We start from the raw sequence: 23,593 nt of genomic DNA on the forward strand, positions 1-23,593 counted from the left end.
AAAGCGCCCGCTCAGCGGCCCTGGGTGGCGTCGACCCGCAACCAGCGTTCGATCAGGCGGAAGATCCGCGTCAGCACGATGGTGATCACCAGGTACAGCGCGCCGGCCAGGCAGAAGAACAGCATCGATTCGTAGGTGCGGGCGATGATGGTCCGGGCCATGCCCATGATGTCGAACAGGGTCACGGTGTAGACCACCGCGCTGGCCTTGAGCATCAGGATCACTTCGTTGCTGTAGGCCGGCAGGCCGATGCGCACCGCGCGCGGCAGGATGATGTGCCAGAGCGCCTGGCGCCGCGACATGCCGAGGGCGCGGGCGGCCTCCACCTCGCCGACCGGCACCGAGTGGATCGCGCCGCGGAGGATCTCGGCGATATAGGCGGCGGTGTGCAGGGTCATGGTCAGCAGCGCGCACCAGTACGGATCGCGCAGGTAGGGCCAGAAGGCGCTCTTGCGCACTTCCTCGAACTGCGCCAGGCCGTAGTAGACGATGAACAGTTGCAGCAGCAGCGGCGTGCCGCGGAAGAAGAAGATGTAGGCGTACGGCACCGCGCGCACGTACCAGTGCCGCGAGGCGCGGGCGATGCCCAGCGGCAGGGCCAGGGCGAGCCCGGCGACCACCGCGATCGCCAGCAGCTCCAGGGTCAGCGCCGCGCCCTGGAGCATCTTCGGCATCCACTTGAGGATCAGCTCCCACTCGCTCATAGCTCGTTCCTCACGAAACCACGGCCGGCGCGACGTTCGAGGAAGTGCAGGGCGACCATGATGACGACCGTGAGGCTCAGGTAGATGGCGGCCGCGGTCATGTAGAAGGTGAAGGGTTCCTTGGTCGCGTTGGAGGCGACCTGCGCCTTGCGCATGATCTCGTCGAGGGTGATCAGCGACACCAGCGCGGTGTCCTTCAGCAGGATCAGGTACAGGTTGCCGAGGCCGGGCAGGGCGACCCGCCAGATCTGCGGCAGGACGATGCGCCAGAATATCCGACCGGGCGACAGGCCGAGCGCCTGGCCGGCCTCGCGATGGCCGCGCGGAATGGACAACAGCGCGCCGCGGAACACCTCGGTGGCGTAGGCGCCGAAGCACAGGCCGAGGGCCAGGGTGCCGGCGGCGAACGGCGAGAGCGCCAGGTCCGGCTTGCCGAAAAGGTCGCCGAGGGCGTTCAGGCCGCTCACCGTGCCGAAATAGATCATCAGTACCCAGAGCGTTTCCGGCACGCCACGGACGATGGTGGTGTAGGTGCCGCCGAGGAAACGCAGGGCCGCGTACTTCGAAGTCTTCGCGATGGCGCCGAGGAGGCCGAGCAACAGCCCCACGCAGACCGCCGCCAGCGACAGCTTGAGGGTCATCCAGGTACCGGCGAGCAGTTGCTCGCCGAACCCATGCAGGTCGAGAATCATGAGAAGTCAGGCCTGAAGGCGGCCACCGCCGGGACGCGCCCGGCGGTGGCCTGGCTTGGCATCAATAGATGCTGAAGGGGAAGTACTTGTCGTTGATCTTCTTGTAGGTACCGTCGGCGACGATTTCCTTCAGCGCGGCGTTGAGCTTCTCGCGCAGCGGGTCGCCCTTGCGCACGGCGATACCGATCTTGTCGTTGTCGAACACCGGTTCGCCCTTGAACTCGAACTCCTTGCCGGCGTCGCTCTTCAGCCAGTCGTACTGCACGAACTTGTCGGCCAGCACGCCGTCCAGGCGCCCCGAGGAGAGGTCGAGGTAGGCGTTCTCCTGGGTGTCGTAGAGCTTGATGGTGACCACGTCGGCCATGTTGTCTTCCAGCCAGGTGCCGGCGATGGTGGCGCGCTGGGCGCCGATCACCTTGCCCTTCAGGGAGTCCTTGTCGGTCTTGAAGTCGACGCTCTTCGGCGCGACGAACTGCAGCTTGTTGGTGTAGTAGGGATCGGTGAAGTCGACTGCCTGCTTGCGCTCGTCGGTGATCGACATGGACGCGACGATGAAGTCGAACTTCTTGGCGTTCAACGCCGGGATGATGCCGTCCCAGTCGGAGGTCACCACCTCGCACTCGGTCTTCATCTTGGCGCACAGCGCCTTGCCGATGTCGAGGTCGAAGCCGACCGCCTGGCCGCTGGCATCGATGCCGTTGAAGGGCGGGTAGGCGCCTTCGGTGCCGATGCGCAGCTTGTCGGCGGCGCTGGCGTCGAGGGCGAAGGCCAGGGTTGCAGCGGCGGCCAGCAGGATCTTCTTATAGTTCTTCATGCGGTGTTGCTCCGTTAGCGGTGGCTGGACATGAACTGTTTGCAGCGCGCCGACTGGGGGTTTTCGAAAACCTGTTGCGGCGTTCCCTGCTCTTCTACCAGGCCCTGGTGGAGGAATACCACCTCGCTGGAAACCTGGCGGGCGAAGCTCATTTCGTGAGTGACCAGCAGCATGGTCCGGCCCTCTTCGGCGAGCGCACGGATCACGTTAAGCACTTCCTGTACCATTTCCGGGTCGAGCGCCGAGGTGGGCTCGTCGAACAGGATCACCTTGGGTTGCATGGCCAGGGTCCGGGCGATGGCCGCGCGCTGCTGCTGGCCGCCGGAAAGTTGCGCGGGATAGCTGTGGCGCTTGTCGGCGATGCCGACCTTGGCCAGCAGGCCCTCGGCGATCTCGATCGCTTCGGCCTTGCTCTTGCCCAGTACGCGACGTGGCGCCTCGATCACGTTGTCGAGGATGCTCATGTGCGGCCACAGGTTGAAATTCTGGAAGACGAAACCGAGTTCGCTGCGCAGCCGGTTGATCTGCTGGCTGTCGGCGGCGACCAGGTCGCCGTTCTTGCTCTTCTTCAGGCGCAGCTCTTCGCCGGAGACCAGGATCTGGCCCTGGTGCGGGTTCTCCAGCAGGTTGATGCAGCGCAGGAAGGTGGATTTGCCCGAGCCGGACGATCCGAGGATGGAGATCACGTCGCCGTCGCGGGCGGTGAGGGAGATGCCCTTGAGCACTTCGAGGTCGCCGTAGCGCTTGTGCAGGTTACGGATTTCCAGTGCGGGGGTGGCCTCGGCCATGGATTTTCCTCTTGTTATTCGGATTGGAAGGGCCTTCCTGGCGAAGGCAAGCTAGCACAGCGCTTCAACCGGAGCCAAGCAGGCTGCGTGCCTCTGGAGCGGGGTTGGCGGCATCTTGTCGCATCGCTGCAGTGCGCTGTCGCGTAGGAACAAAACTGTCGGCTTTCGAAGAAAACTCCTGGCGAACCCTGACCTGAAGCAGAGCCTGGAGGTCGGTGCGCGCCCCGTTCCCGGGCATGCGGGACCGCCTATGGAGCCGCCGGCGGCTGCTCCGCGCGCGGCTCCGCCAGCACCTTGGCGGCGGCCAGCGGCGGCGGTGGGGTGATGCCCATCGACACATAGATGCTGGTGAAGGTGTCCATGCCGATCTGTGCCGGTTTCACCCATTCCACCGGAACGTAGAGCAGGCCGCCGCCCACCGGGATCGGCGCGGTCGGCACCAGGATCGCGTAGTGCGCGCGGCCGTCCAGTTCCACCGCTTCGGGGTTGGGCATCAGCGCCAGCACGGCGGCGCCGTCGCCGCCGAAGAAACACCACACCGGACTCATCGCGGCGATGTCGGCGTCCTGCTTCTTGTCCAGCAGGCCGACGAAACGGTCGGCCAGGTTGTACAGGTTGCCGATCAGCGGGGTGCGCCGCAGGGTCAGGTCGAACAGGTTGGCCAGCGGCCGCTTCAGGCCTAGCTGTACGCCGAGGCCAAGCAGGTAGATGGCTACCAGCAGTAGCGCGGTACCGAGCAGGTAGGCCAGTGGCGAATCGCCGGCGAGCGGCTGGCCGATGGCGGCGAAGCCGCGACCGATCAGGCTGGATGGCCCGACGAAGCGGTTCAGCAAGCTGACCACCCAGGCCAGCAAGGCTAGGGTGAGTACCAGCGGCAGCATCACCAGCAGGCCGGCGAGCCAGGTGGTGAGCAGGGAGTTGAAGCTTTTCTTCAGCATCGATCGGGGGTCCGGACAAGGTCCGCCTAGTCTATCGGCACTGCCTGGCTCACGCTCGGCCGTTCGCCGGGATGGGCGAAAGATCCGCCGCGGCGATTCGTCATTCCTTGTAGGCTGTGCGAGTCGCGTTCATTCCAGCAGGCCTTCACGGAGGGCGTATGGCGGAGAGAAAGACCCTGTTGCTGACCGGGGCGAGCCGCGGTATCGGGCATGCCACGGTGAAGTACTTCAATGCCGCGGGTTGGCGGGTGTTCACCGCGTCGCGGCAGAGCTGGGCCAGCGAATGTCCCTGGGCGGACGGCGAGGAAAACCACATCCATCTGGACCTGGAGGACATTCCCGGCGTCGAGGCCAGCCTGGAACTGATCCGCGAGAAGCTTGGCGACGGCCGGCTCCACGCGCTGGTGGACAATGCCGGCATCTCGCCCAAGGGCGAAGGCGGCGAGCGCCTCGGTGTGCTGGAAACCGACTACGCCACCTGGCTGCGGGTGTTCAACGTCAACCTGTTCTCCACCGCGCTGCTGGCGCGCGGCCTGTTCGCCGAGCTGAAGGCGGCGCAGGGAACGGTGATCAACGTGACCTCCATCGCCGGCTCGAAGGTGCATCCGTTCGCCGGGGTGGCCTACGCCACTTCCAAGGCGGCGTTGTCCGCGCTGACCCGCGAGATGGCCCACGACTTCGGCCCGCATGGGGTGCGGGTGAACGCCATCGCGCCGGGGGAGATCGACACCTCGATCCTGTCGCCGGGCACCGAGGAGATCGTCGAGCGCAGCATCCCGCTGCACCGCCTCGGCCGGCCGGAGGAGATCGCTTCGCTGATCTACTTCCTCTGCACCAGCGGCGCATCCTACGTGAATGGCGCGGAAATCCACGTCAACGGCGGGCAGCACGTCTAGGCGAACGGCGGAAAGCAAAAAGGCCCACCCGGAGGTGAGCCTTTTCGTCGTATTCATGGTGCCCAGGGACGGAATCGAACCGCCGACACGGGGATTTTCAATCCCCTGCTCTACCAACTGAGCTACCTGGGCAACGGGGCGCAATTAAACGGGTTTAGCGCGGCAGTGTCAACACCGGCGAAGAAATTTTTTTTGTTTTTTAACGCCTTACGATCCCCTCGCGGTTTCCGCCGGACTGCCGGGCCTCAGTTCCAGGCCTGGCGTTCCTCGTCGCGCAGCTCCACCGGCAGGCTTCGGCCTTCCTCGGCGGAGCGTCGTGCCAACTCCAGCAGGGCCATCAGCGCGCAGGCCTGTTGCGCCGACACCGGGTTGCGCGACTGGCCGCGGATGGCGGCGGCCAGCGCCTGGTAGTAGCGGCTCTGGTCGCCTGCCGGGGTGACCAGCGACTGGCGCAGGCCCTGGCCATCGATGTGCTGCAGCAGGTCGGGATCGCGGCCCCAGCCGGCGGAACCGGGGTGCAGTCCCTGGAGCAGTTGCGCTTCCTGGATGTCGGCGCCGGCCTTGAGCAGGCTGCCGTGGTCGCCGTGCACATTGAAGCGTGGCGCCGGATTGGCGGCGAGCATGCTGGCGCGCAGCGCTACCTGGCAGTGCGGATAATCGAGCAGGACCTCGAACCAGTCGTCGGTCAGCGCGCCCTCGCGCAGCCGGCGCAGGTGTCCGTGCACACGCTGCGGTACGCCGAACAGGCACAGTGCCTGGTCGAGCAGGTGCGGGCCGAGGTCGAACCACAGCCCGGAGCCGGGCAGGTCGTGTTCGCGCCAGCGGTCGCGGACCTGCGGACGGAAGCGCTCGATGGCCGACTCGAAGTAGCGCACCGGGCCGATGCTGCCGGCCTGCAGGGCGGCCTCCACGGCGAGGAAGTCGCTGTCGAAGCGCCGGTTCTGGAACACCGAGAGGACCTGCCCAGGCCGTTCACGGGCGAGGTCGGCGAGGCGCCGGGCTTCGGCCAGGGTGACGGTGAACGGCTTGTCCACCACCACGTGCTTGCCGGCGCGCAAGGCCCGTTCGGCGAGGCTGGCGTGGGTGGCATTGGGCGAGGCGATGACCACCAGGTCGATGTCGGCGGCCTCGATGGCCTCATCCGGATCGGCGCTGACCCGGGCTTCGGGCAGGTCGGCGTGCACCCGCCCAGGGTCGCGGGAGACCACGTGCTCCAGGCACAACGCCGGTACCGCGCGGATCAGCGGGGCGTGGAAGGTCTTGCCGGCGAAGCCGTAGCCGATCAGCGCGGTGCGGATCGGAGGCAGGCCAGAGAGGGATGGGGTCATGGCGGCCTCCGTCGGGCGGGGTGGGGGTCAGGCGGATGGCGGCACGTAGCCGTCGGCCTTGGCGTAGTCCTCGCCGGAGAGGAACTTGTCCATCTCCTGCTGGAGGAACTTGCGGTCCTCGGCGTTCATCATGTTCAGGCGACGCTCGTTGATCAGCATGGTCTGGTGCTTCTGCCACTCGTCCCAGGCCTTGCGCGACACGTTGTTGTAGATGTCCTCGCCCTTCGCGCCAGGATACGGCGGGCGGTCGAGGCCGGGCAGCTCTTCGTGGTATTTGCGGCACATCACGGTGCGGCTCATGGTCGTTCTCCTGCAGTTGCCGCCGGGCCCGCGGGCCCGGCATTCACGCGGCCGTGCCGCGTCCGAGTTCCTGTTCTGCGCGCTTGAGCAGCTTCTTCACCGGAGCGGCGAGGCCCAGGCGCGGCGGGGTGGCGAGGTTATACCAGAGCCAGTCGCCCTCGGCCACGGCGCGCGGAGCGCTTTCCACCGCCACCAGCCAGGGCTCGATGGCGAGCTGGAAATGACTGAAGGTATGGGTCAGGCCGCTCAGTTCGCGGCGCTCGCCGAGGGCCAGGGAATGGCGCGCGGCGAGCGGTTCGAGGCCGTCGAGGTCGTCCAGTTCGGGGAGGCTCCAGAGCCCGCCCCAGAGTCCGCTGGAAGGCCGCCGGTAGAGCAGTATGGCGCCGTCGCGGTTGGCCAGGATCGGCATCAGCGTGCGCTTCTGCGGCAACGCCTTGCGCGGCTTGGGCTGCGGATAATCGGCTTCGCGGCCGAGCAGGTGCGCGCGGCAGCCGGAGACCAGCGGGCAAAGCAGGCAACTGGGCTTGCTGCGCGTGCAGAGGGTGGCGCCGAGGTCCATCATCGCCTGGGTGTAGTGGTTGACCCGTGCGTGCGGGGTGAAGCGTTCGGCGGCTTCCCACAGCGCCCTGGCCACCTTCGGTTCGCCGGGATAGCCGTCCTGCGCCAGGTAGCGCGCCAGTACGCGCTTGACGTTGCCGTCGAGGATCGGTGCGCGCAGGCCCATCGACAGGCTGGCGATGGCTCCAGCGGTGGAGCGGCCGATGCCGGGCAGTTCGGCGAGTTGCTCGACGTCGCGGGGGAACTCCCCCGCATGCCGCTCGACCACGATCTGCGCGGTCTTGTGCAGGTTGCGCGCACGGCTGTAGTAGCCGAGCCCGGTCCACAGGTGCAGGACTTCGTCCTCGGCCGCCGCGGCCAGTGCCTCGACGTCGGGCAACGCTGCCATGAAACGGTCGAAGTAACCGAGCACGGTGCTGACCTGGGTCTGCTGCAGCATGATTTCCGAGACCCACACCCGGTAGGGGGTGATGCCCTGCTGCCAGGGCAGATCCTTGCGACCGTGACGGTCGTACCAGTCGAGGACCGCGCCGTTGAAGCCTTCAGGTGTCATTTGCGGTTGAACAGCCCTTTGAGTGCGTCTTTCAGCTCCGGACTGACCTTGTCGCCGAGCTTCTCTTCGAGTTTTTCGTTGAGGCGATTGCCGGCCAGTTTCGCGGCGACCTTGCCCATGCCTTCCTTGTCCAGGCGGCAGGCCTTGGCGCCGAGTTCCAGCGGGCCGCGGCAGAGCAGCGGCCATTCGATGCCGGCGTAGCGCTGGTTGACCTGGCAGGCCGGGTCCGGCATGTCGCTCTTGTCGCCCTGGATCTCCACGCCGATGCGATAGTCCATGCCCAGCACGCGCAGGTCGATATCGCCGTGGCCGCTGACCGCCAGGCCGGGAATGGCCACTTTCAGGTCAGGGTTGCTGGCCACGCCGTTGGTGAAGTTCAGGCTGCCCTTGAGCTCGCGGAAAGGCGTGTCCTTGCCGCCGTGAGTACCGGCAAGGGCCTTGCGGTTGAGGGTAGCGATGCCCTGGCAGAGCTGTTGCTCCAGGTTGGCGTCGGGCAGCACGCCGTTGATCAGGCTGAAGCGTGCGTTGCCGTTGAGATGGTCGATCCAGGATTTCTCGCTGTTGCCGCTGGTGCGGATGTCGGCGTCGAGGTCGAGCAACCCCTTCACCGGCGGTTTCTTGCCCTGGGCTTCGAGCAGGCGCTCCACCGGCACGTTGGCGATGTGCTTGGTGGCGGTCAGCACGGCGCTGTCCTGGCGTACATCGAGGTTGGCCTTGGCGTTGAAGCGGCCGTTGTACAGCCCGCCGCGCATGTCGTCGAGGCTGATCACGCCGCCCTGGCCGCGCAGCTTCAGGCTGGCGTCGTCGATCGGCAGCTTCTCGACGGTCAGCCGGCCGAAGTTCAGCGCCACGTCCAGGTCGAGCTTGCGCAGGGTCGCGATGGGCAGCAGCGGCGCGTCGCTCCAGGCCTGCCTGGTCGGTTTTTCCGGTAGCGGCGTGTTGCCCTGGGCGGCACTGGCCACGGTGGCGTCGACTTCCGCCTTGCGCGTGGCGCTGGCGGCATCCTGGGCTTGCTTGGCCTTGGCCGGCAGGTAGCGGTCGAGGTCGAGCTTGTCGCCCTTGAGCTGGGCGCGCAGCGATTGCCTGGCGAAATCGGCGATGCCGAAGCGGCCGCTGAAGGCAGTGTCGTCCAGACCCAGCTTGAGGTCTTCGAGATTCAGGCTGTTGCGGCTGCCGGCCAGGCGGGTGTTCAGCTCGAACTTGCCGAGGGTGTTGGCATCGGCCATGGCCGGCAGGGTCACGCCGATGCCGGCGAGGAACTCGCGCAGGTTCATCGGCGCGATCGACAGGCCGCCGCTGAACTTGGTGTCCTTGTCCAGCTCGCGGGCCTTCAGTTCGCCGAGGGCGCGCAACTGGTTGACGCTCAGCTTCAGGCCGTTCCACTCGGCGATCTGCGCCGACTGGTCGAGCAGCAACTGGCCCTGGGCGGAGAAGGTGGCGGTCTTGCCTTGCAGCGGCTCGCCCGAGGCTTCGCCGGAGAGCCTGGCGTCTTCCAGTTGGTAGCGCCTGAGCGCGGTGTCGAAGCGCAGGTTGCCGGTCAGCTCGGTCTTGACCCGTACCACCGGCTGGTTGGTGCCGAGGTAGGCGTTGAGCTTCAGCGGAATGCTGCTGCCTTCGCGAATGGCGCCGGTGCTCAGCTCGATGCCCTCGACGTTGTACTGCTTGCCGCTGGCTTCGTCGGTATAGGTGACGCGGGCGTTGTTGACGTTGAGGCTGTCGATGTCGAGCTTGATCGGGGTGCGCGGGCTGTCGTTCTGCGGCGCCTGCTCCGGTGCCTGCGCCTGGGCGCCCTTGCCGTCCGCTGCCGGCGGGGTGGCGGAAGGAGCGGCCGGGGCCTGGGGCTGGGCCGGCTTGCCGATGTTTTCCCAGTTGCCCTTGCCCTGCTTGTCGCGGACCAGGTCCAGGCTCAGGCCTTCGACGCGGATCGCGCTCATCTGCACGTCCTTGCGCAGCAGCGGCAGGACCCGCACCGACAGGCCGAGCATCTGCAGGTCGGCGAACGGCTTGGTCGGCGTGGCGGCGCTGGCGATGCTGGTGTCGTGCAGTTCCAGGCCCAGCCAGGGGAACAGGCTCCAGCCGATGTCGCCCTTCAGGTCCAGCTCCAGGTTGGCCTTGTCGCGGGCGATCTGGCGGATTTCGTCCTTGTAGTCATTGGGATCGAACAGGTGGGTCAGGGCGAAGCCCAGGGCCACGACGAGCAGTAAGAGTCCCAGGAAGAACAGCCCCAGGACCTTGCCGAATGCTTTCATGGACGAATCCTTTGTGCTGGCAGCGGTGAATGTGCGGGCGAGTATAACAACGCCGTTTTGCCAGGCCGACCCTGCGCGCGGCGAAACCTCGTCTCAGAGTGCGCGGGCGACCCGTTCGGCGAGCGCCAGGCTGGCGGTGAGGCCGGGCGACTCGATGCCGAACAGGTTGACCAGGCCGGGCAGGCCGTGTTCGGCAGGGGTTTGGATGATGAAGTCGGCGGCGGGTTCCCCCGCCCCGCCGAGCTTGGGCCGGATGCCGGCGTAGCCGGCGGCCAGGCGCCGAGGATCGATGCCGGGGAAGTAGCGCGAGATGGCCTGGGCGAAGGCGGGGCGGAGGGATTCGTCGACGCGGTAGTCGAGGTTGTCCACGTAATTCACGTCGGGACCGAAGCGCAACTGGCCGCCGAGGTCGAGGGTGGCGTGGATGCCGAGCCCGGCGGTGCGCGCCTCGGGCATCGGGTAGACCAGGTGGCGGAACGGCGAGCGGCCGCTGTAGGAGAAATAGCGCCCCTGGCACAGGTGCAGCGCCGGCACCAGGCGCGGATCGAGGCCTTCGGTGCGTTGCGCCAGCGCCTGGGCGAACAGGCCGCCGGCATTGACCACCCAGCCCGCGCGCAACCGGAACGCTTCGCCGACGCTCTGTCCTTCGGCGCGCCAGCCGCCGGCGTGGCGCTCCAGGCGGTCGACCCGGGTGTCCAGCGCCAGTTGTGCGCCGTGGCGTTCGGCGACGGCCTGCAGCGATTGCAGGTAGGCGTGGCTGTCGATGATTCCCGTGCTCGGCGAGAGCAGGGCGGCGACCCCGCGGACCTGGGGCTCCAGCGCGCGCAGCGTGGTGCCGTCCAGCGGCATCAGGTCGTCGACCCCGCAGGCGCGTGCGTTGGCCGCCAGGGCCTGGAGCTTCTCGCGCTCGTTTTCTTCCACCGCCACCAGCAGCTTGCCGATGCGCCGGTGGCCGACGCCGTGGCGGGCGCACCAGGCGTACAGGCGTTCGCGGCCTTCCAGGCAGAGATCGGCCTTGAGCGAGCCGGGCGGGTAGTAGAGGCCGGCGTGGATCACTTCGGAATTGCGACTGGAGGTGTGGCTACCGACCAGCCGTTCGCGCTCCGCCACCAGTACGCCGTGGCCGGCTTCGGCCAGGCGCGCGGCGCAGGCCAGGCCGAGGGCGCCGGCGCCGACTACCAGTACGTCGACGTCGTTCATGCGTCGCTGGCTGCGCGCTGCAGCACGGCGACGATCGCTGCCCGCGCCTGCGGGCTGTTCTTCCAGCAACTGGAGCCGGTCAGGGCCGCGCCCTGGGCGAGGATACTCGCGGCGTCGCAGTCGCGCAGCCGGACGAAGCTGTCAAGGCCCATCTGCTCCAGGCGTTGCAGCACGGTCGGGCCGACCCCCTTGAGGGCAAGCAGGGCGGCGCGTTCGGCGGAGGAAAAGGACATGGCGAAGCTCCGTGGCGGGGACCGCCACCGAGCATATCAGAGGCTGTCCAGCGGCAGCCCGTGGCGTGCCGCGAGGGCACGGGCCTCCAGGTGCCCGTCCGGGGCGACCAGGCGCAGCGGCTTGCCGGCTTCGGCAGCCAGGCGCCGGGCCTCGTCGAGGAGGCGTCGGCCGACCCCGCGGCCGCGGGTGATGCCGCGCACGCAAAGGTGCGACAGCTGCCAGGCGTCGTCGCCGCGCCGCAGCAGGGCGGCACCCAGCAGGCGGTCGTTGAAGCGCCCGGCGATCAGCTCGCCGGCGGCCAGCCCGGCCGCGACCAGCGCCGCGCCGTCGGCATGCGGGGCGAACAGCCAGTCCGGTGCGTCGGCGTAGATCTTCGCCAGGTCCAGGCGATCCTGGGCGCTGGGTTGGGCGAGGGTTTCGACGATCACGGGCATGCGGCTCTCCGCGGCGGGATGAAAGGAGCGCAGTGTAAGGCCTGGCCCGCCGCCCGTGGGGCGATTCGCGCCGACGGTCGCGGCTGGCAGCGCCAGCCCGGGCCTGCCTATAATGCTGGCCCTCTTATAATTACGTGCAGTGTTAGCTGTGGAGCTGGTGATGGCCGAACGCAAGGCATCCGTCGCGCGCGACACCCTGGAGACCCAGATCAAGGTCTCCATCGACCTGGATGGGACCGGCAAGGCCCGGTTCGATACCGGGGTTCCCTTCCTTGACCACATGATGGACCAGATCGCCCGCCACGGCCTGATCGACCTGGACATCGAGTGCAAGGGCGACCTGCATATCGACGATCACCACACCGTCGAGGACATCGGCATCACCCTCGGCCAGGCCTTCGCCAAGGCCATCGGCGACAAGAAGGGCATCCGCCGCTACGGCCACGCCTACGTGCCCCTCGACGAGGCGCTGTCGCGGGTGGTCATCGACTTCTCCGGGCGGCCCGGCCTGCAGATGCACGTTCCCTTTACCCGTGCCAGCGTCGGCGGCTTCGACGTCGACCTGTTCATGGAATTCTTCCAGGGCTTCGTCAACCACGCCCAGGTGACCCTGCACATCGACAACCTGCGCGGGCACAACACCCACCACCAGATCGAGACCGTGTTCAAGGCCTTCGGCCGCGCGCTGCGCATGGCCATCGAGCTGGACGAGCGGATGGCCGGGCAGATGCCGTCGACCAAAGGGTGCCTGTGATGCAGACGGTAGCCGTGATCGACTACGGCATGGGCAACCTGCACTCGGTGGCCAAGGCCCTTGAGCACGTCGGTGCCGGCCGGGTGCTGGTTAGCAGCGACGCGGCGGTGATCCGCGAGGCCGACCGGGTGGTGTTCCCCGGGGTTGGCGCGATCCGCGACTGCATGGCCGAGATCCGCCGCCTGGGCTTCGACGCCCTGGTCCGCGAGGTCAGCCAGGACCGCCCGTTCCTCGGCATCTGCGTCGGCATGCAGGCATTGCTGGAGCGCAGCGAGGAGAACGACGGGGTCGACTGCATCGGTCTGTTCCCCGGCCAGGTGCACTTCTTCGGCAAGGACCTGCACGAAGCCGGCGAGCACCTGAAGGTGCCGCACATGGGCTGGAACCAGGTGAGCCAGGCGGTGGAGCACCCGTTGTGGCACGAGATTCCCGACCAGGCGCGCTTCTACTTCGTGCACAGCTATTACATCGAGGCCGGTAACCCGCGCCAGGTGGTGGGGCACGGGCACTACGGCGTCGATTTCGCCGCCGCGCTGGCCGAAGGCTCGCGTTTCGCCGTGCAGTTCCACCCGGAAAAGAGCCATACCCACGGCCTGCAACTGCTGCAGAACTTCGTGGCCTGGGACGGGCGCTGGTAGGTCATGGCCAGGGCGAAGAGCAATACGCCGATCCTCCAGCTGGACGCCGCGCAGACTCAGGACGCGGTACTGGCGATCAAGCGCTTCATGGAGGACCGCTTCGAACTGGAGCTGGGTTCCTTCGAAGCCGAGGAACTGCTCGATTTCTTCGCCCGCGAGTTCGCCCCGTACTTCTACAACAAGGCCATCCTCGACGTGCAGTCGTACCTGAAGGAACGGTTCGAAAGCATCGAGAGCGATGTCTGGGCGCTGGAAAAGAGTTGAGTTTCCGCGCGCCTGTCCACCGAATACAGACTTGAACAGGGTTCACCGATGCTGATCATTCCCGCGATCGACTTGAAAGACGGCGCCTGCGTGCGTCTGCGCCAGGGCCTGATGGAAGACGCCACGGTCTTCTCCGACGATCCGGTGGCGATGGCCGCCAAATGGGTCGATGGCGGTTGCCGCCGCCTGCACCTGGTGGACCTGAACGGCGCTTTCGAAGGCAAGCCGGTCAACGGCGAGGTGGTCACCGCCATCGCCCGTCGCTACCCGGACCTGCCGATCCAGATCGGCGGCGGCATCCGCTCGCTGGAAACCATCGAGCATTACGTTCGCGCCGGCGTCAGCTACGTCATCATCGGCACCAAGGCGGTCAAGCAGCCTGAGTTCGTCGGCGAGGCCTGCCGCGCCTTCCCGGGCAAGGTCATCGTCGGCCTGGATGCCAAGGACGGTTTCGTCGCCACCGACGGCTGGGCCGAGGTCAGCGAAGTCCAGGTGATCGACCTGGCTCGTCGCTTCGAGGCCGACGGGGTGTCCGCCATCGTCTACACGGATATTTCCAAGGACGGCATGATGCAGGGCTGCAACGTCGAGGCTACCGCCGCGCTGGCCAATGCCACGCGGATCCCGGTGATCGCCTCCGGCGGCATCCACAATCTCGGCGACATCCAGAAGCTGCTGGACGCCCGCACCCCGGGGATCATCGGCGCCATCACCGGCCGGGCGATCTACGAAGGCACCCTGGACGTGGCCGAAGCCCAGGCGCTGTGCGACAACTTCAAGGCCTGAGGCGAACCGCATGGCACTGGCAAAACGCATCATCCCCTGCCTCGACGTGGACAACGGCCGAGTGGTCAAGGGCGTCAAGTTCGAGAACATCCGCGACGCCGGCGACCCGGTCGAGATCGCTCGCCGCTACGACGAGCAGGGTGCCGACGAGATCACCTTCCTCGATATCACCGCCAGCGTCGACGGGCGCGACACCACCCTGCATACCGTCGAGCGCATGGCTAGCCAGGTGTTCATTCCGCTGACCGTGGGCGGCGGCGTACGCAGCGTGCAGGACATCCGCAACCTGTTGAATGCCGGCGCGGACAAGGTCTCGATCAACACCGCCGCGGTGTTCAACCCCGAGTTCGTCGGTGAGGCCGCCGACCGCTTCGGCTCGCAGTGCATCGTGGTCGCCATCGACGCGAAGAAGGTTTCCGCCCCGGGCGAGGCGCCGCGCTGGGAAATCTTCACCCATGGCGGGCGCAAGCCCACCGGGCTGGATGCCGTGCTCTGGGCGAAGAAGATGGAAGACCTGGGCGCTGGCGAGATTCTCCTGACCAGCATGGACCAGGACGGCGTGAAGAGCGGTTACGACCTGGGCGTGACCCGCGCCATCAGCGAGGCGGTGAACGTGCCGGTGATCGCTTCCGGCGGCGTCGGCAACCTGGAGCACCTGGCCGCCGGTATCCTCGAGGGCAAGGCCGACGCGGTGCTCGCGGCGAGCATCTTCCACTTCGGCGAGTACACCGTGCCGGAAGCCAAGGCCTACCTGGCCAGCCGCGGTATCGTGGTGCGCTGAGGCGCGTTGCGCCGCAGCGCACAGGGCCGGTGATCGGCTAGCCATTCCTGAGCGCGAGTCGACACTCGCGCGGCTTTCTTTCAGGTACAGTCACGCCCCCCGCATCAGGTGCCGCTAGAGCGCCGATGCCCTGCCATAACGACAAACATTGCGACCGACAGGGAGTCCTCCATGTCCATCTTCCGTCTGGCTCTCGGCTGCGTCGGCAGCCTGGCCCTGCTATGCGCTAGCGCCCTGGCGCGCGCCGAAACCCTGGTCCTGCTGACCGAGAACCTGGTGCCGTTCAACATGGCGGTGAACGGCGGCAACTACGCCAAGGACGATGGCATCAGCGGCATCAGCACCGATACCGTGCGCGCCGCCTGCGAGCGCGCGCAGATCGAGTGCCAGCTGATCCTGCGCTTCCCCTGGGACCGGGTCTACCAGCAGGCGCTGAGCGAGCCCGGCTATGGCGTGTTTTCCACCGCCCGTACGCCGGAGCGCGAGGACAAGTTCAAGTGGGTCGGCCCGCTGGCGGTCAACGACTGGGTACTGATGGCCCGCGGCGACAGCAGCATCCACCTGAACAGCCTGGAAGACGCCGCGCGCTACCGGATCGGCGGCTACAAGAACGACGCCATCAGTCAGCACCTGGTCGACCGCGGCCTGCAGGTGCAACTGGCGCTGCGCGACAACGAGAACGTCGACAAGCTGGCCAGTGGGCAGATCGATCTCTGGGTCACCGCCGATCCGAGCGGGCGCTACGTCGCCCAGCGCGAGGGCCTCAAGGAGGTGAAGGTGGTCCAGCGTTTCCATACCGCCGAGCTGTTCCTGGCGCTGAACAAGGACACCCCGGACGAGCTGGTGCAGAAGTTGCAAACGGCGGTCGACGCGCTGCGCAGCGAAGGCTTGTTGAAGCAGATCCGCGAGCGCTACTGACGCCTCGCCGGCGATGCTGGCAAAAGGCTGGCCTGGCGGCGCGGCGCTGGTTATTCTGCCTCGCTCCAGGCCCCTGACAGGATGACAACAATGCAAAGAAGCCTGCTCTTCGCGCTGCTCGCAACCCTGCTGCTGGTCGGCGGCGCGCGCGCCGAAACCGATCCCGACTACAGCATGGTCCTGCTCACGGAGAACTTCCCGCCGTACAACATGGCGATCAACGGCAAGAACTTCGCCCAGGAAGACAACATCGACGGCATCGCCGTGGATATCGTCCGCGAGATGTTCAAGCGCGCCGGCATCAAGTACAGCCTGACCCTGCGTTTCCCCTGGGACCGCATCTACAAGCTGGCGCTGGAGAAGCCCGGCTACGGGGTGTTCGTCACCGCCCGCCTGGCCGAGCGCGAGGACAAGTTCAAGTGGGTCGGTCCGATCGGCCCGGACGACTGGGTGCTGCTGGCCAAGGGCGACAGCCCGATCACCCTGGGCAGCCTGGACGAGGCGAAGAAATACCGGATCGGCGCCTACAAGGGCGATGCCATCGCCGAGTTCCTCGGCAAGAACGGTTTCGAGGCCGACCTGGCGCTACGCGACCAGGAAAACGCGCAGAAGCTGGTCAAGGGCCAGATCGACCTCTGGGCCAGCGGCGATCCCGCCGGGCGCTACCTGGCCAAGCAGGAAGGCGTGACCGGCCTGAAGACGGTGCTGCGCTTCAACAGCGACCAGCTGTACCTGGCGCTCAACCGCGAGACTCCCGACGAAGTGGTGCAGAAGCTCCAGGCAGCCCTGGACGGCATGCGCAAGGAAGGCTTCGTCGAGGACATCCTCAACAGCTATCTCTGATTCGCTCCGTCCGGCCAACAGGGGGCCGGGCGGGGAAACGCCTTTGCCGGCCCCGCCGGCAATGCCATGGAAGGCCGACGAGCCAGGTATTTCGTCCTGACGCAGGGATGCCGCTAGCCAATAACGATAACCAAGCGAGCGGTGTGACCATGCTGAAAGTCCTGATCCAGACCCTGATCCTGGGGGTGTTGCTGGGGGCCTCCGCGGCCCGTGCCGAATTGCCCGCCGACTACAAGGTGGTGCTGCTGACCGAGAACTTCCCGCCCTTCAACATGGCGGTGGACGACAAGAACTTCGCCCGCGACGACGGCATCGACGGCATCAGTGCCGACATCGTCCGGGAGATGTTCAGGCGCGCCGGCATCGGCTATTCCCTGAGCCTGCGCTTCCCCTGGGACCGCCTGTACCGGTTGACCCTGGACAAGCCCGGCTACGGGCTGTTCTCCATGACCTACACCCCCGAGCGGGTGCCGCAGTTCAAGTGGGTCGGCCCGCTGGCCGACACCAGTTGGGTGTTGCTGGCGCCGGCCGGCAGCAAGATCGCCGTGAAGAATCTCAAGGACGCCGCCCGCTACAAGCTCGGCGCCTACAAGAACGACGCGGTCAGCCAGCACCTGGAGGCCCAGGGCATCCCGGTGATCAACGCCCTGCGCGACCAGGAAAACGTGAAGAAGCTTACCGGCGGGCAGATCGACCTGTGGGCCACCACCGATCCGGTCGGCCGCTACCTGGCCAAGCAGGAAGGCGTGTCCGGCCTGCAGACGGTGCTGCGTTTCAACGAGGCCAAGCTCTACCTGGCGTTGAACAAGGACACTCCGGACGAGGTGGTGGAGCGCCTGCAAAAGGCCCTGGAGCAGATGCGCCAGGAAGGCTTCGTCGACGAAGCCGTCGCCAACTACCTCTGACTGGCGGGCGCCCCTCCGCCGGCGCGGCGAGGGGGCTCAGTCCAGGTCGTAGGCCTGGACGCCGAGGTCGCGGCTGTCGTACCAGTTGCCGCGGGCCCAGAACACCCGGTCGTGCGCCTCGTCGAAACCGAGCACGCCGAGGTAGCCGGCGATGTCCAGGCGGCGCCAGGATGAGCCCCAGTCGTCCGAGTAGTACACCGCGTTGGCGGAGACGCTCGCCGGCTCTTCGTCGGGATACAGCCACAGCGGCACTTCGTAGTGGCTCATGGTGTTGGCCAGCAGCACATTCCTGCCCATGTAGAACTCGCGCAGCCCGGAACTGGACGGCAGGGGCCAGAACGGGCTGGGCAGCTTGCCGGTGATCTTCCATTCGAGCGCGTCGCGATCGAGCTCGGCGATCAGCGAGCGCGATTCGTCCGGGTGGTCGAGCACTGCGATCACCCGACCGTCCATGTTCTGTTCCAGGCGCTCGACGGCCACGCCGTCGGTGCGCCGGATCGCGCCCATCTGCCAGCGTCCGCCCTCGCGGCGCAGTTCGGCCTGGGTGGTGACCAATATCGAGCTGGTCAGGTAGCGCCCCTCGGGTGGGCCATAGCGGAAGGTCTGGCTTACCCAGATCGCGGCGCGCTCCGCGTCCAGTTGGGCGACGTGTGCCTTGATCTGCCCGTGCTTGCCGTTGTAGTCGCCCCAGCTGACGCCGTTCGGCGCCAACTCGCGGGCGTAGGCGAGGTCGACCAGCAGCGGCGCGGAGGTGGCGATCGACTCGACACTGGCGCCGCGGTCGGGCGAATAGAACAGCCCGCTCGGCTGGCCGGGTTCCCGGCCGCCATCGGCACCGCCGTATTCGAAATCACCCCAGACCCAGACTTCGTCCTTGCCGTGGAAGCGCGGTGCGAGAGCCCAGCCCAGTCGATTCGCCTCGGCCATGAAGCCTTCCTCGAGCCGCCGCCAGCTCTTGCCCTGGTCGTCGCTGCGCAGCACCACTGTCTGCTCGCGCTGACCGTTGTCCTTGCCCGGGCGCCGCAGGCCGGTGAGCAGGAAGACGCTGGAACCGTCCGGCGTGACTTCCAGGCAGGCGGTCTCGCCGAGCCGCGCCACTTCGTGGAACACGCCGTCCGCGCCCAGGCGCGAGACATAGGTGGTTTCCGGATCGCCGCCGGATAGCAGCATGCCGTTGAGGAAGTTGAAGAGGTGGGGTTCGGACTCTTCTTCCCTGGGCTGGGCGGCCGCCACCAGGTCCAGGTCGATGACGCCCTCGGGCAGAGCCTGCTCGTCGCGGCCGACCTCGCGCCGGCCTACCAGCCAGGTGCCGGCGGGCGTCGCCCGCACGCCGGTGCAGAATTGCTCCATGGCGCGCTGGTCGATGTTCTCGACCTTGCCGACGGTGCTCTCGCCGGGGCTGGCGCCGCCTATCTCGAACTTGGCGCTGGTGAGGATCCAGATGAAACCGAGGGGAATCGCGCCTGCGACCAGCAGGGCGGCGGCGAGCAGGGGCATGGGAGGGGAAGGGCGGGCCATCGGTGCGTCCGTGCAGGAATGACGAGGACGTCACCTTAACCGCTGCCGCGACGCCGGTAAACCCGGCTTCAGTGCGGCGCCTGGCGTGGGTTGACGTTGCGGTTGCCGCGCTCGCCGATGAGCATCTGCGGCGGTACCAGCTCGATGCCCTGGGCGCGCAGCTTCGGCAGCTCCCGCGCCAGCACGTCGAGGGTGGCCTTGTGCGGGTGGCCAATGAGCAACGCCGAACCCTGCTTGCGGGCCAGGGCGACGCCGGCCTGCAGTTGTGCGGAGACCGCTTCCGGTGTGGCTTCGTTGTCGAGGAACACATCGCGCGAGACGCTCGCCAGGCCGATCCGCTGCGCCTCGCTGGCGGCCACGGTGGCGGCGCTGGTGCGGCTGTCGACCAGGTACAGGCCGCGACGCTGGAGTTCCTCGGCGAGCCAGGCCATCGCCGGGCGCACCGCGGTCATGCGGCTGCCCTCGTGGTTGTTCAGGCCTTGCACGAACGGCACCTTGGCCAGCGCCGCGTCCAGCCGCCGCGCACGCTCTTCCTGGGTCAGCTCCGGCCGCCAGGCGTAGGGACCGCCGGCCGGGTCCATCGGCATGTGCAGGATCACCGTGCGCCCGCGCTGGTGCGCCTCGCGGGCCAGTTCGGCGGCATGCGGGGTTTCCGGGATGATCGCCAGGGTTACGCCGGGGGGCAGGTCGAGAACCCGGCGGTCGCGTGCCAGGTTCTGCCCGAGGTCATCGATGACCACGGTCAGCAGCGGCGGGCGCTGGTAGGGGACGGGGTCCTGGCGGGCCTGGGCCTGGTTGAACAGCAGGCACAGGCCCAGCAGGGCAACGCGGAACGCCGACATCAGTTGCCGCGGGTGACGCTCAGGCCTTTCAGCAGGCTAAGGGCCTGGCTGAGCTGGTAGTCGGAATCCTGCGGGCGCTCGCTCGGCGCGGCACGCTTGCCGGTGGGGCGGTCGGCGCCGCCGTTGCCGTTGGCCAGGTGGCCCTGCAGGTCGGCTTCCTTGAAGCCCTCGAAGCTGCTCCGCTCCTGGGTCACCTTGGCGCGTCCGACTTCGATGTCCGGAACGATGCCCTGGGCCTGGATGGAGCGCCCGTTGGGGGTGTAGTAGAGCGCGGTGGTGAGCTTCAGGGCGCGGTCGTTGTTCAGCGGCAGCACGGTCTGCACCGAGCCCTTGCCGAAGCTGTCGGTGCCCATCAGGATCGCGCGCTTCTGGTCCTGCAGGGCACCGGCGACGATTTCCGCCGCCGAGGCGCTGCCACCGTTGATCAGCACCACCAGCGGAACCTTGTCGCTGGGATCGGCCGGGTCGGCGCTGAAGCGCAGCTCGGAGTTGGCGATGCGGCCCTTGGTGTAGACGATCAGGCCCTTGGTGAGGAAGGCGTCGGCTACCTCGACGGCGGACTGCAGCACGCCGCCGGGGTTGTTGCGCAGGTCCAGGACCAGGCCCTTGAGACGGCCCTTGTTGTCCTTGCGCAGCTGGTTCAGCGCCTTGACCACTTCCTCGCCGGTGTTGACCTGGAACTGGGTGATGCGCAGGTAGGCGTAGCCGGGTTCGAGGACCTGGCTCTTGACACTCTTGACCTTGATGATGGCGCGCTTGAGTTCGACGTCGAACGGTCTGCCGCCATCGCGGACGATGGTCAGGGTGATCGGGGAGCCGGCCTTGCCGCGCATGCTGTCGACCGCTTCGGTCATCGACTGGCCCTTGGTCGGCTTGCCGTCGATCTGCACGATCAGGTCGCCGGGCTGGATGCCGGCGCGGGCCGCGGGGGTGTCGTCGATCGGCGAGACCACCTTGATGAAGCCGTCTTCGCTGCCGACCTCGATGCCCAGGCCGCCGAACTCGCCGCTGGTGCTTTCCTGCAGCTCGGCGAAGTCCTCCGGGCCGAGGTAGGCGGAGTGCGGGTCGAGGTTGCTGAGCATGCCCTTGATGGCGTTCTCCAGCAGGGTCTTGTCGTCCACTGGCTCGACATAGGCGGCCTTCACCCGGTCGAGAACCTCGGCGAAGGTACGCAGCTCGTCGAGGGGCAGCGGGGCACTGCTACCGTTGGCCAGTGGCGCGGCGTCGGCCGGGGCGTCGGCAGCCTGGGCCGCGCCCGCGCCGAGCAGCAGGGCCAGCGCCAGGGTGGTGGGACGGAAGCAATGCAGCATGTTCAGCTCCTAATCACGAGTTCGGCGCCTATCCCTGTGCGCGGCACCAGGTAGTAGGGTCCGCCGGGCGGCCCTGATGGCGAATGGCGAAGTACACGGCCGGGCTACTCTGGCCGCCGCTGGTTCCAACGGTGGCGATCGGGTCTCCGGCCTTCACGGTGTCGCCGGCGTCTTTCAGCAGGCTTTGATTATGGCCATAAAGGCTGAGGTAGCCGCCACCGTGGTCGAGGATGACCAACAGGCCGGCTCCGCGCAACCAGTCGGCGAATACCACGCGTCCGCCGTGCACCGCGCGGACGGTGCTGCCGGCGCTCGCCGAAATCAGTACGCCGTCCCATTTCGCCCGCGGATCGTCGCCGCGCTGGCTGCCGAAGCGCGCCACGACGCGGCCATTCACCGGCCACGGCAGCTTGCCGCGGGCCGAGCCGAACGCGCCGCCGTAGACCGCGCCAGTGCTTGAGACCAGCGGGCCCGGCGCAGGTTCGCGCGGCGGGCTGGTGACTCGTCCGGGGGCGGCCTGCTGCTGGCGCGCACGCTCGCGTTCGGCGGCCAGCGCGCGCTGGCGCTCGCGCTCCGCCGCGGCGGCGGCTTCGCGGGCCTGGCGGGCCAGGGTTTCCTCGATGGTCCGCAGTACCTTGGCCAGCTCGGCCTGGTCCTGTTGGCGGGACTTGAGCTTCTGGTCGCGTTCGCGGTAGTCGCTGTTCAGCTTGGCCAGGGCTTGCTGGCGCTCCTTGCGGGTCGCTGCCAGCGCCTCGCGGCGGCTGTCCAGCTCGCCTTGCTTGCTCAGTTGTTCGGCTTTCTGCGCAGAGATGTTCTGCTCGACGTTGGCCAGCTGGCGGAGGGTTTCGTTGAAGCTGGCGAGCTGTTCGAGACGGGCTTTGTTGATGTAGTCGTAGTAGGTGAGGGTGCGGCTGAATTTTTCCGGGTGTTCCTGGTTCAGCAGCAGCTTCAGGTATTCCTCGCGTCCACTCTGGTAGGCCGCGCGGGCCTGGATGGCGAGGAGGCGCTGCTGCTCAATGCGCGCGTCCTGGAGTTTTTTTTTCTCCCCATCCAGCCGTTTCAGCTCGGCTTCGCTCTTGTCCAGCTCGTCCTGCAGGGCCTTGATCTGTTTTTCCAGGTCGCCCATCTCGGTCTCGGTGGACTTCAGCTGCTTCTGCACGCCGCTCTTTTCCTGCTGGATGCCGTCCAGCAGCTTCTTCAGCTCGCCGATGTCCTTCTGCGTCTGTTCCAGCTGGCGTTGGGTGTCGGCGCGCTCGTCGGCGAAGGCCGGAGCGAGACAGGCGAGGGATAGCAGGAGAGGAAGGAGGCGGAGCATGGGGTGGCGGGCACCTGGGAATTGGACCGGCCTAGTATGCCCGTGGCCGCCGTTAAAAAAAACGCCCCGCACCGCGCGCTGTGGGGCGCTTCCACGTATTTCAGCCGGATGGCAGCGGCGGATGTCGTCGACGACGAAGGCCACGGGCATCAGGCGGGGCTGTAGAGCGGGTAGGTGAACAGCAGCAGATGCGTCAGGTTCAGCCCGAAGTGGAACAGCGTCGCCACCCACAGGCGGCCGCTCCACAGCCAGGCCAACCCGTAGATCAGCCCGGCGAGGCCGGCGAACAGCATCAGCAGCGGGCCGCCGGCGAAGTGCGCCAGGCCGAACAGCGCCGAGGCCAGCGCCAGGGCGGGCCAGGGGCCCAGCCATTGGCCCAGGCGTTGCTGCAGGTAGCCGCGGAACAGCGCTTCCTCGGCAAGGGAAACGAAGAACAGGTTGGCCAGGATGAACTGCCAGAGCCAGGCCGGCGCGTGGAGTTCCGGCCGCAGCAGGCCGACGCCGACAGCCAGCAGAAGCAGCGCCGGCACCGCCGCCACGAGCAGCAGCCAGTACCAGGGGCGGCCGGGAGCGCGGGCTTCGTCGCGGAACAGGCTCGGCAGGCAGGCCAGTAGCAGGAACGGCACCAGTGCCTTGTCGAAGTTGAAGTACATGGTGAACGGCAGGCTCTGCGGGCCGACCACCGCCTTGTCCAGGATCCTGGGGTTGGCGAAGCCGGGTAGCAGGTGCAGGAACAGGCCCACCGCGCCGGCGACCAGCAGCAGCTCCAGGCCCAGGGCCCAGGCGCGGCGTGCCGCCAGGCGCCGGCGCAACAGGGCGAGGACGCCCAGTGCAGCCAGGGCGGCGACCGCAGGCGGAGCGAGAACCCCGTCGTAGAAGGCGAGACAGCAGGTCGCGAGCAGCAAGACGAGGGCCAGCAGGCGCTGGAAGGACAGGGCGAGGAGCGAGGTGGCGAGGAGGAACCACATCGGCGGAAATCCTTGTAGGGCAGATGGAAAAGACAGCGCGGGCAAGGCTAGCACGGGCCTCGG

At 67.4% G+C, this 23,593-nt stretch carries 26 protein-coding genes and 1 tRNA gene; 9 read left to right on the forward strand and 18 right to left on the reverse strand.

Features of this window, described 5'->3' with window-relative positions:
* Positions 1-11: 11 nt before the first annotated feature.
* The 5 genes from JHD77_RS08120 to JHD77_RS08140 all read right to left on the reverse strand — a co-directional run bounded on the left by JHD77_RS08120 (position 12) and on the right by JHD77_RS08140 (position 3,936).
* Positions 12-704, reverse strand: coding sequence for an ABC transporter permease (locus tag JHD77_RS08120; protein ID WP_003096163.1), 693 nt, complete (start codon positions 702-704; stop codon positions 12-14).
* Entirely contained in the window at positions 701-1,396 is a 696-nt protein-coding gene (locus JHD77_RS08125; protein ID WP_003105543.1) for an ABC transporter permease, read from the reverse strand. The genes JHD77_RS08120 and JHD77_RS08125 overlap by 4 nt, the downstream gene beginning before the upstream one ends.
* A 61-nt stretch (positions 1,397-1,457) precedes the next feature.
* Positions 1,458-2,210 (reverse strand): ABC transporter substrate-binding protein, encoded by a 753-nt coding sequence (locus JHD77_RS08130; RefSeq protein ID WP_003096156.1) that lies wholly within the window; start codon positions 2,208-2,210, stop codon positions 1,458-1,460.
* Positions 2,211-2,224: 14 nt separating this feature from the next.
* The gene (locus JHD77_RS08135) at positions 2,225-2,998 is read right to left on the reverse strand and encodes an ABC transporter ATP-binding protein (protein WP_003096153.1); all 774 of its coding nucleotides are present in this window, start codon (positions 2,996-2,998) and stop codon (positions 2,225-2,227) included.
* A 248-nt stretch (positions 2,999-3,246) separates the two neighbouring features.
* Positions 3,247-3,936 carry a DUF502 domain-containing protein gene (locus JHD77_RS08140; RefSeq protein WP_003105540.1) on the reverse strand — a complete coding sequence of 230 codons (690 nt, stop codon included), beginning with the start codon at positions 3,934-3,936 and terminating at the stop codon, positions 3,247-3,249.
* 158 nt (positions 3,937-4,094) lie between these two features.
* Here JHD77_RS08140 and JHD77_RS08145 point away from each other — a divergent pair, with 158 nt between their 5' ends.
* Complete coding sequence (locus tag JHD77_RS08145; RefSeq protein ID WP_003096148.1) at positions 4,095-4,832, forward strand: SDR family NAD(P)-dependent oxidoreductase; 738 nt, start codon at positions 4,095-4,097, stop codon at positions 4,830-4,832.
* A gap of 56 nt (positions 4,833-4,888) precedes the next feature.
* Here JHD77_RS08145 and JHD77_RS08150 read toward each other — a convergent pair.
* The 8 genes from JHD77_RS08150 to JHD77_RS08185 all read right to left on the reverse strand — a co-directional run bounded on the left by JHD77_RS08150 (position 4,889) and on the right by JHD77_RS08185 (position 11,688).
* Positions 4,889-4,964, reverse strand: a tRNA-Phe gene (locus JHD77_RS08150).
* A 113-nt stretch (positions 4,965-5,077) separates the two neighbouring features.
* Positions 5,078-6,160 (reverse strand): oxidoreductase, encoded by a 1,083-nt coding sequence (locus JHD77_RS08155; RefSeq protein WP_003112619.1) that lies wholly within the window; start codon positions 6,158-6,160, stop codon positions 5,078-5,080.
* 27 nt (positions 6,161-6,187) lie between these two features.
* The gene (locus JHD77_RS08160) at positions 6,188-6,460 is read right to left on the reverse strand and encodes an oxidative damage protection protein (RefSeq protein WP_003096100.1); all 273 of its coding nucleotides are present in this window, start codon (positions 6,458-6,460) and stop codon (positions 6,188-6,190) included.
* 43 nt (positions 6,461-6,503) lie between these two features.
* Complete coding sequence (gene mutY / locus JHD77_RS08165; RefSeq protein ID WP_004352428.1) at positions 6,504-7,571, reverse strand: A/G-specific adenine glycosylase; 1,068 nt, start codon at positions 7,569-7,571, stop codon at positions 6,504-6,506.
* Positions 7,568-9,820, reverse strand: coding sequence for an AsmA family protein (locus JHD77_RS08170; RefSeq protein WP_003105535.1), 2,253 nt, complete (start codon positions 9,818-9,820; stop codon positions 7,568-7,570). The genes mutY and JHD77_RS08170 overlap by 4 nt, the downstream gene beginning before the upstream one ends.
* Before the next feature lie 93 nt (positions 9,821-9,913).
* Entirely contained in the window at positions 9,914-11,020 is a 1,107-nt protein-coding gene (locus JHD77_RS08175; protein ID WP_003105534.1) for an NAD(P)/FAD-dependent oxidoreductase, read from the reverse strand.
* Positions 11,017-11,253 carry a hypothetical protein gene (locus JHD77_RS08180; protein ID WP_003112622.1) on the reverse strand — a complete coding sequence of 79 codons (237 nt, stop codon included), beginning with the start codon at positions 11,251-11,253 and terminating at the stop codon, positions 11,017-11,019. The genes JHD77_RS08175 and JHD77_RS08180 overlap by 4 nt, the downstream gene beginning before the upstream one ends.
* Before the next feature lie 36 nt (positions 11,254-11,289).
* A complete protein-coding gene (locus JHD77_RS08185; protein WP_003112623.1) occupies positions 11,290-11,688 on the reverse strand; it encodes an acetyl-CoA sensor PanZ family protein in 399 nt (132 codons plus the stop codon).
* A gap of 160 nt (positions 11,689-11,848) precedes the next feature.
* Here JHD77_RS08185 and hisB point away from each other — a divergent pair, with 160 nt between their 5' ends.
* From hisB to JHD77_RS08225, 8 genes are all read left to right on the forward strand, one after another.
* Positions 11,849-12,442 carry an imidazoleglycerol-phosphate dehydratase HisB gene (gene hisB / locus JHD77_RS08190; RefSeq protein ID WP_003096088.1) on the forward strand — a complete coding sequence of 198 codons (594 nt, stop codon included), beginning with the start codon at positions 11,849-11,851 and terminating at the stop codon, positions 12,440-12,442.
* Positions 12,442-13,080, forward strand: coding sequence for an imidazole glycerol phosphate synthase subunit HisH (gene hisH, locus JHD77_RS08195; protein WP_023122410.1), 639 nt, complete (start codon positions 12,442-12,444; stop codon positions 13,078-13,080). The genes hisB and hisH overlap by 1 nt, the downstream gene beginning before the upstream one ends.
* Positions 13,081-13,083: 3 nt before the next feature.
* Positions 13,084-13,344 (forward strand): DUF2164 domain-containing protein, encoded by a 261-nt coding sequence (locus JHD77_RS08200; RefSeq protein ID WP_003112624.1) that lies wholly within the window; start codon positions 13,084-13,086, stop codon positions 13,342-13,344.
* Between the two features lie 48 nt (positions 13,345-13,392).
* The gene (gene hisA, locus JHD77_RS08205) at positions 13,393-14,130 is read left to right on the forward strand and encodes a 1-(5-phosphoribosyl)-5-[(5-phosphoribosylamino)methylideneamino]imidazole-4-carboxamide isomerase (RefSeq protein ID WP_003106336.1); all 738 of its coding nucleotides are present in this window, start codon (positions 13,393-13,395) and stop codon (positions 14,128-14,130) included.
* Between the two features lie 10 nt (positions 14,131-14,140).
* Positions 14,141-14,911, forward strand: a complete 771-nt coding sequence (hisF, locus tag JHD77_RS08210) for an imidazole glycerol phosphate synthase subunit HisF (RefSeq protein WP_003106334.1) — start codon at positions 14,141-14,143, stop codon at positions 14,909-14,911.
* A 171-nt stretch (positions 14,912-15,082) separates the two neighbouring features.
* Complete coding sequence (locus tag JHD77_RS08215) at positions 15,083-15,829, forward strand: substrate-binding periplasmic protein (protein ID WP_003106332.1); 747 nt, start codon at positions 15,083-15,085, stop codon at positions 15,827-15,829.
* Positions 15,830-15,919: 90 nt separating this feature from the next.
* Positions 15,920-16,672 carry a substrate-binding periplasmic protein gene (locus tag JHD77_RS08220; RefSeq protein ID WP_003106330.1) on the forward strand — a complete coding sequence of 251 codons (753 nt, stop codon included), beginning with the start codon at positions 15,920-15,922 and terminating at the stop codon, positions 16,670-16,672.
* A gap of 149 nt (positions 16,673-16,821) precedes the next feature.
* Positions 16,822-17,577: a substrate-binding periplasmic protein gene (locus JHD77_RS08225; RefSeq protein ID WP_003096075.1), complete on the forward strand. Its 756-nt coding sequence runs from the start codon at positions 16,822-16,824 to the stop codon at positions 17,575-17,577.
* Between the two features lie 36 nt (positions 17,578-17,613).
* Here the strand turns inward: JHD77_RS08225 and JHD77_RS08230 are convergent, their stop codons facing one another.
* The 5 genes from JHD77_RS08230 to JHD77_RS08250 all read right to left on the reverse strand — a co-directional run bounded on the left by JHD77_RS08230 (position 17,614) and on the right by JHD77_RS08250 (position 23,530).
* Positions 17,614-19,095, reverse strand: coding sequence for a hypothetical protein (locus JHD77_RS08230; protein ID WP_021204963.1), 1,482 nt, complete (start codon positions 19,093-19,095; stop codon positions 17,614-17,616).
* A gap of 68 nt (positions 19,096-19,163) precedes the next feature.
* Entirely contained in the window at positions 19,164-19,937 is a 774-nt protein-coding gene (locus JHD77_RS08235) for a divergent polysaccharide deacetylase family protein (RefSeq protein WP_003096069.1), read from the reverse strand.
* Positions 19,937-21,247, reverse strand: a complete 1,311-nt coding sequence (cptA, locus tag JHD77_RS08240) for a proteolytic complex protein CptA (RefSeq protein ID WP_003096067.1) — start codon at positions 21,245-21,247, stop codon at positions 19,937-19,939. The genes JHD77_RS08235 and cptA overlap by 1 nt, the downstream gene beginning before the upstream one ends.
* A gap of 28 nt (positions 21,248-21,275) precedes the next feature.
* Positions 21,276-22,562, reverse strand: a complete 1,287-nt coding sequence (locus tag JHD77_RS08245) for a murein hydrolase activator EnvC family protein (protein ID WP_012614643.1) — start codon at positions 22,560-22,562, stop codon at positions 21,276-21,278.
* A gap of 149 nt (positions 22,563-22,711) precedes the next feature.
* A complete protein-coding gene (locus JHD77_RS08250) occupies positions 22,712-23,530 on the reverse strand; it encodes a CPBP family intramembrane glutamic endopeptidase (RefSeq protein ID WP_014603391.1) in 819 nt (272 codons plus the stop codon).
* Between the last annotated feature and the right edge of the window lie 63 nt (positions 23,531-23,593).

This window comes from Pseudomonas sp. P20 (assembly GCF_016463925.1).
Classification (GTDB): Bacteria; Pseudomonadota; Gammaproteobacteria; order Pseudomonadales; family Pseudomonadaceae; genus Pseudomonas; species Pseudomonas aeruginosa.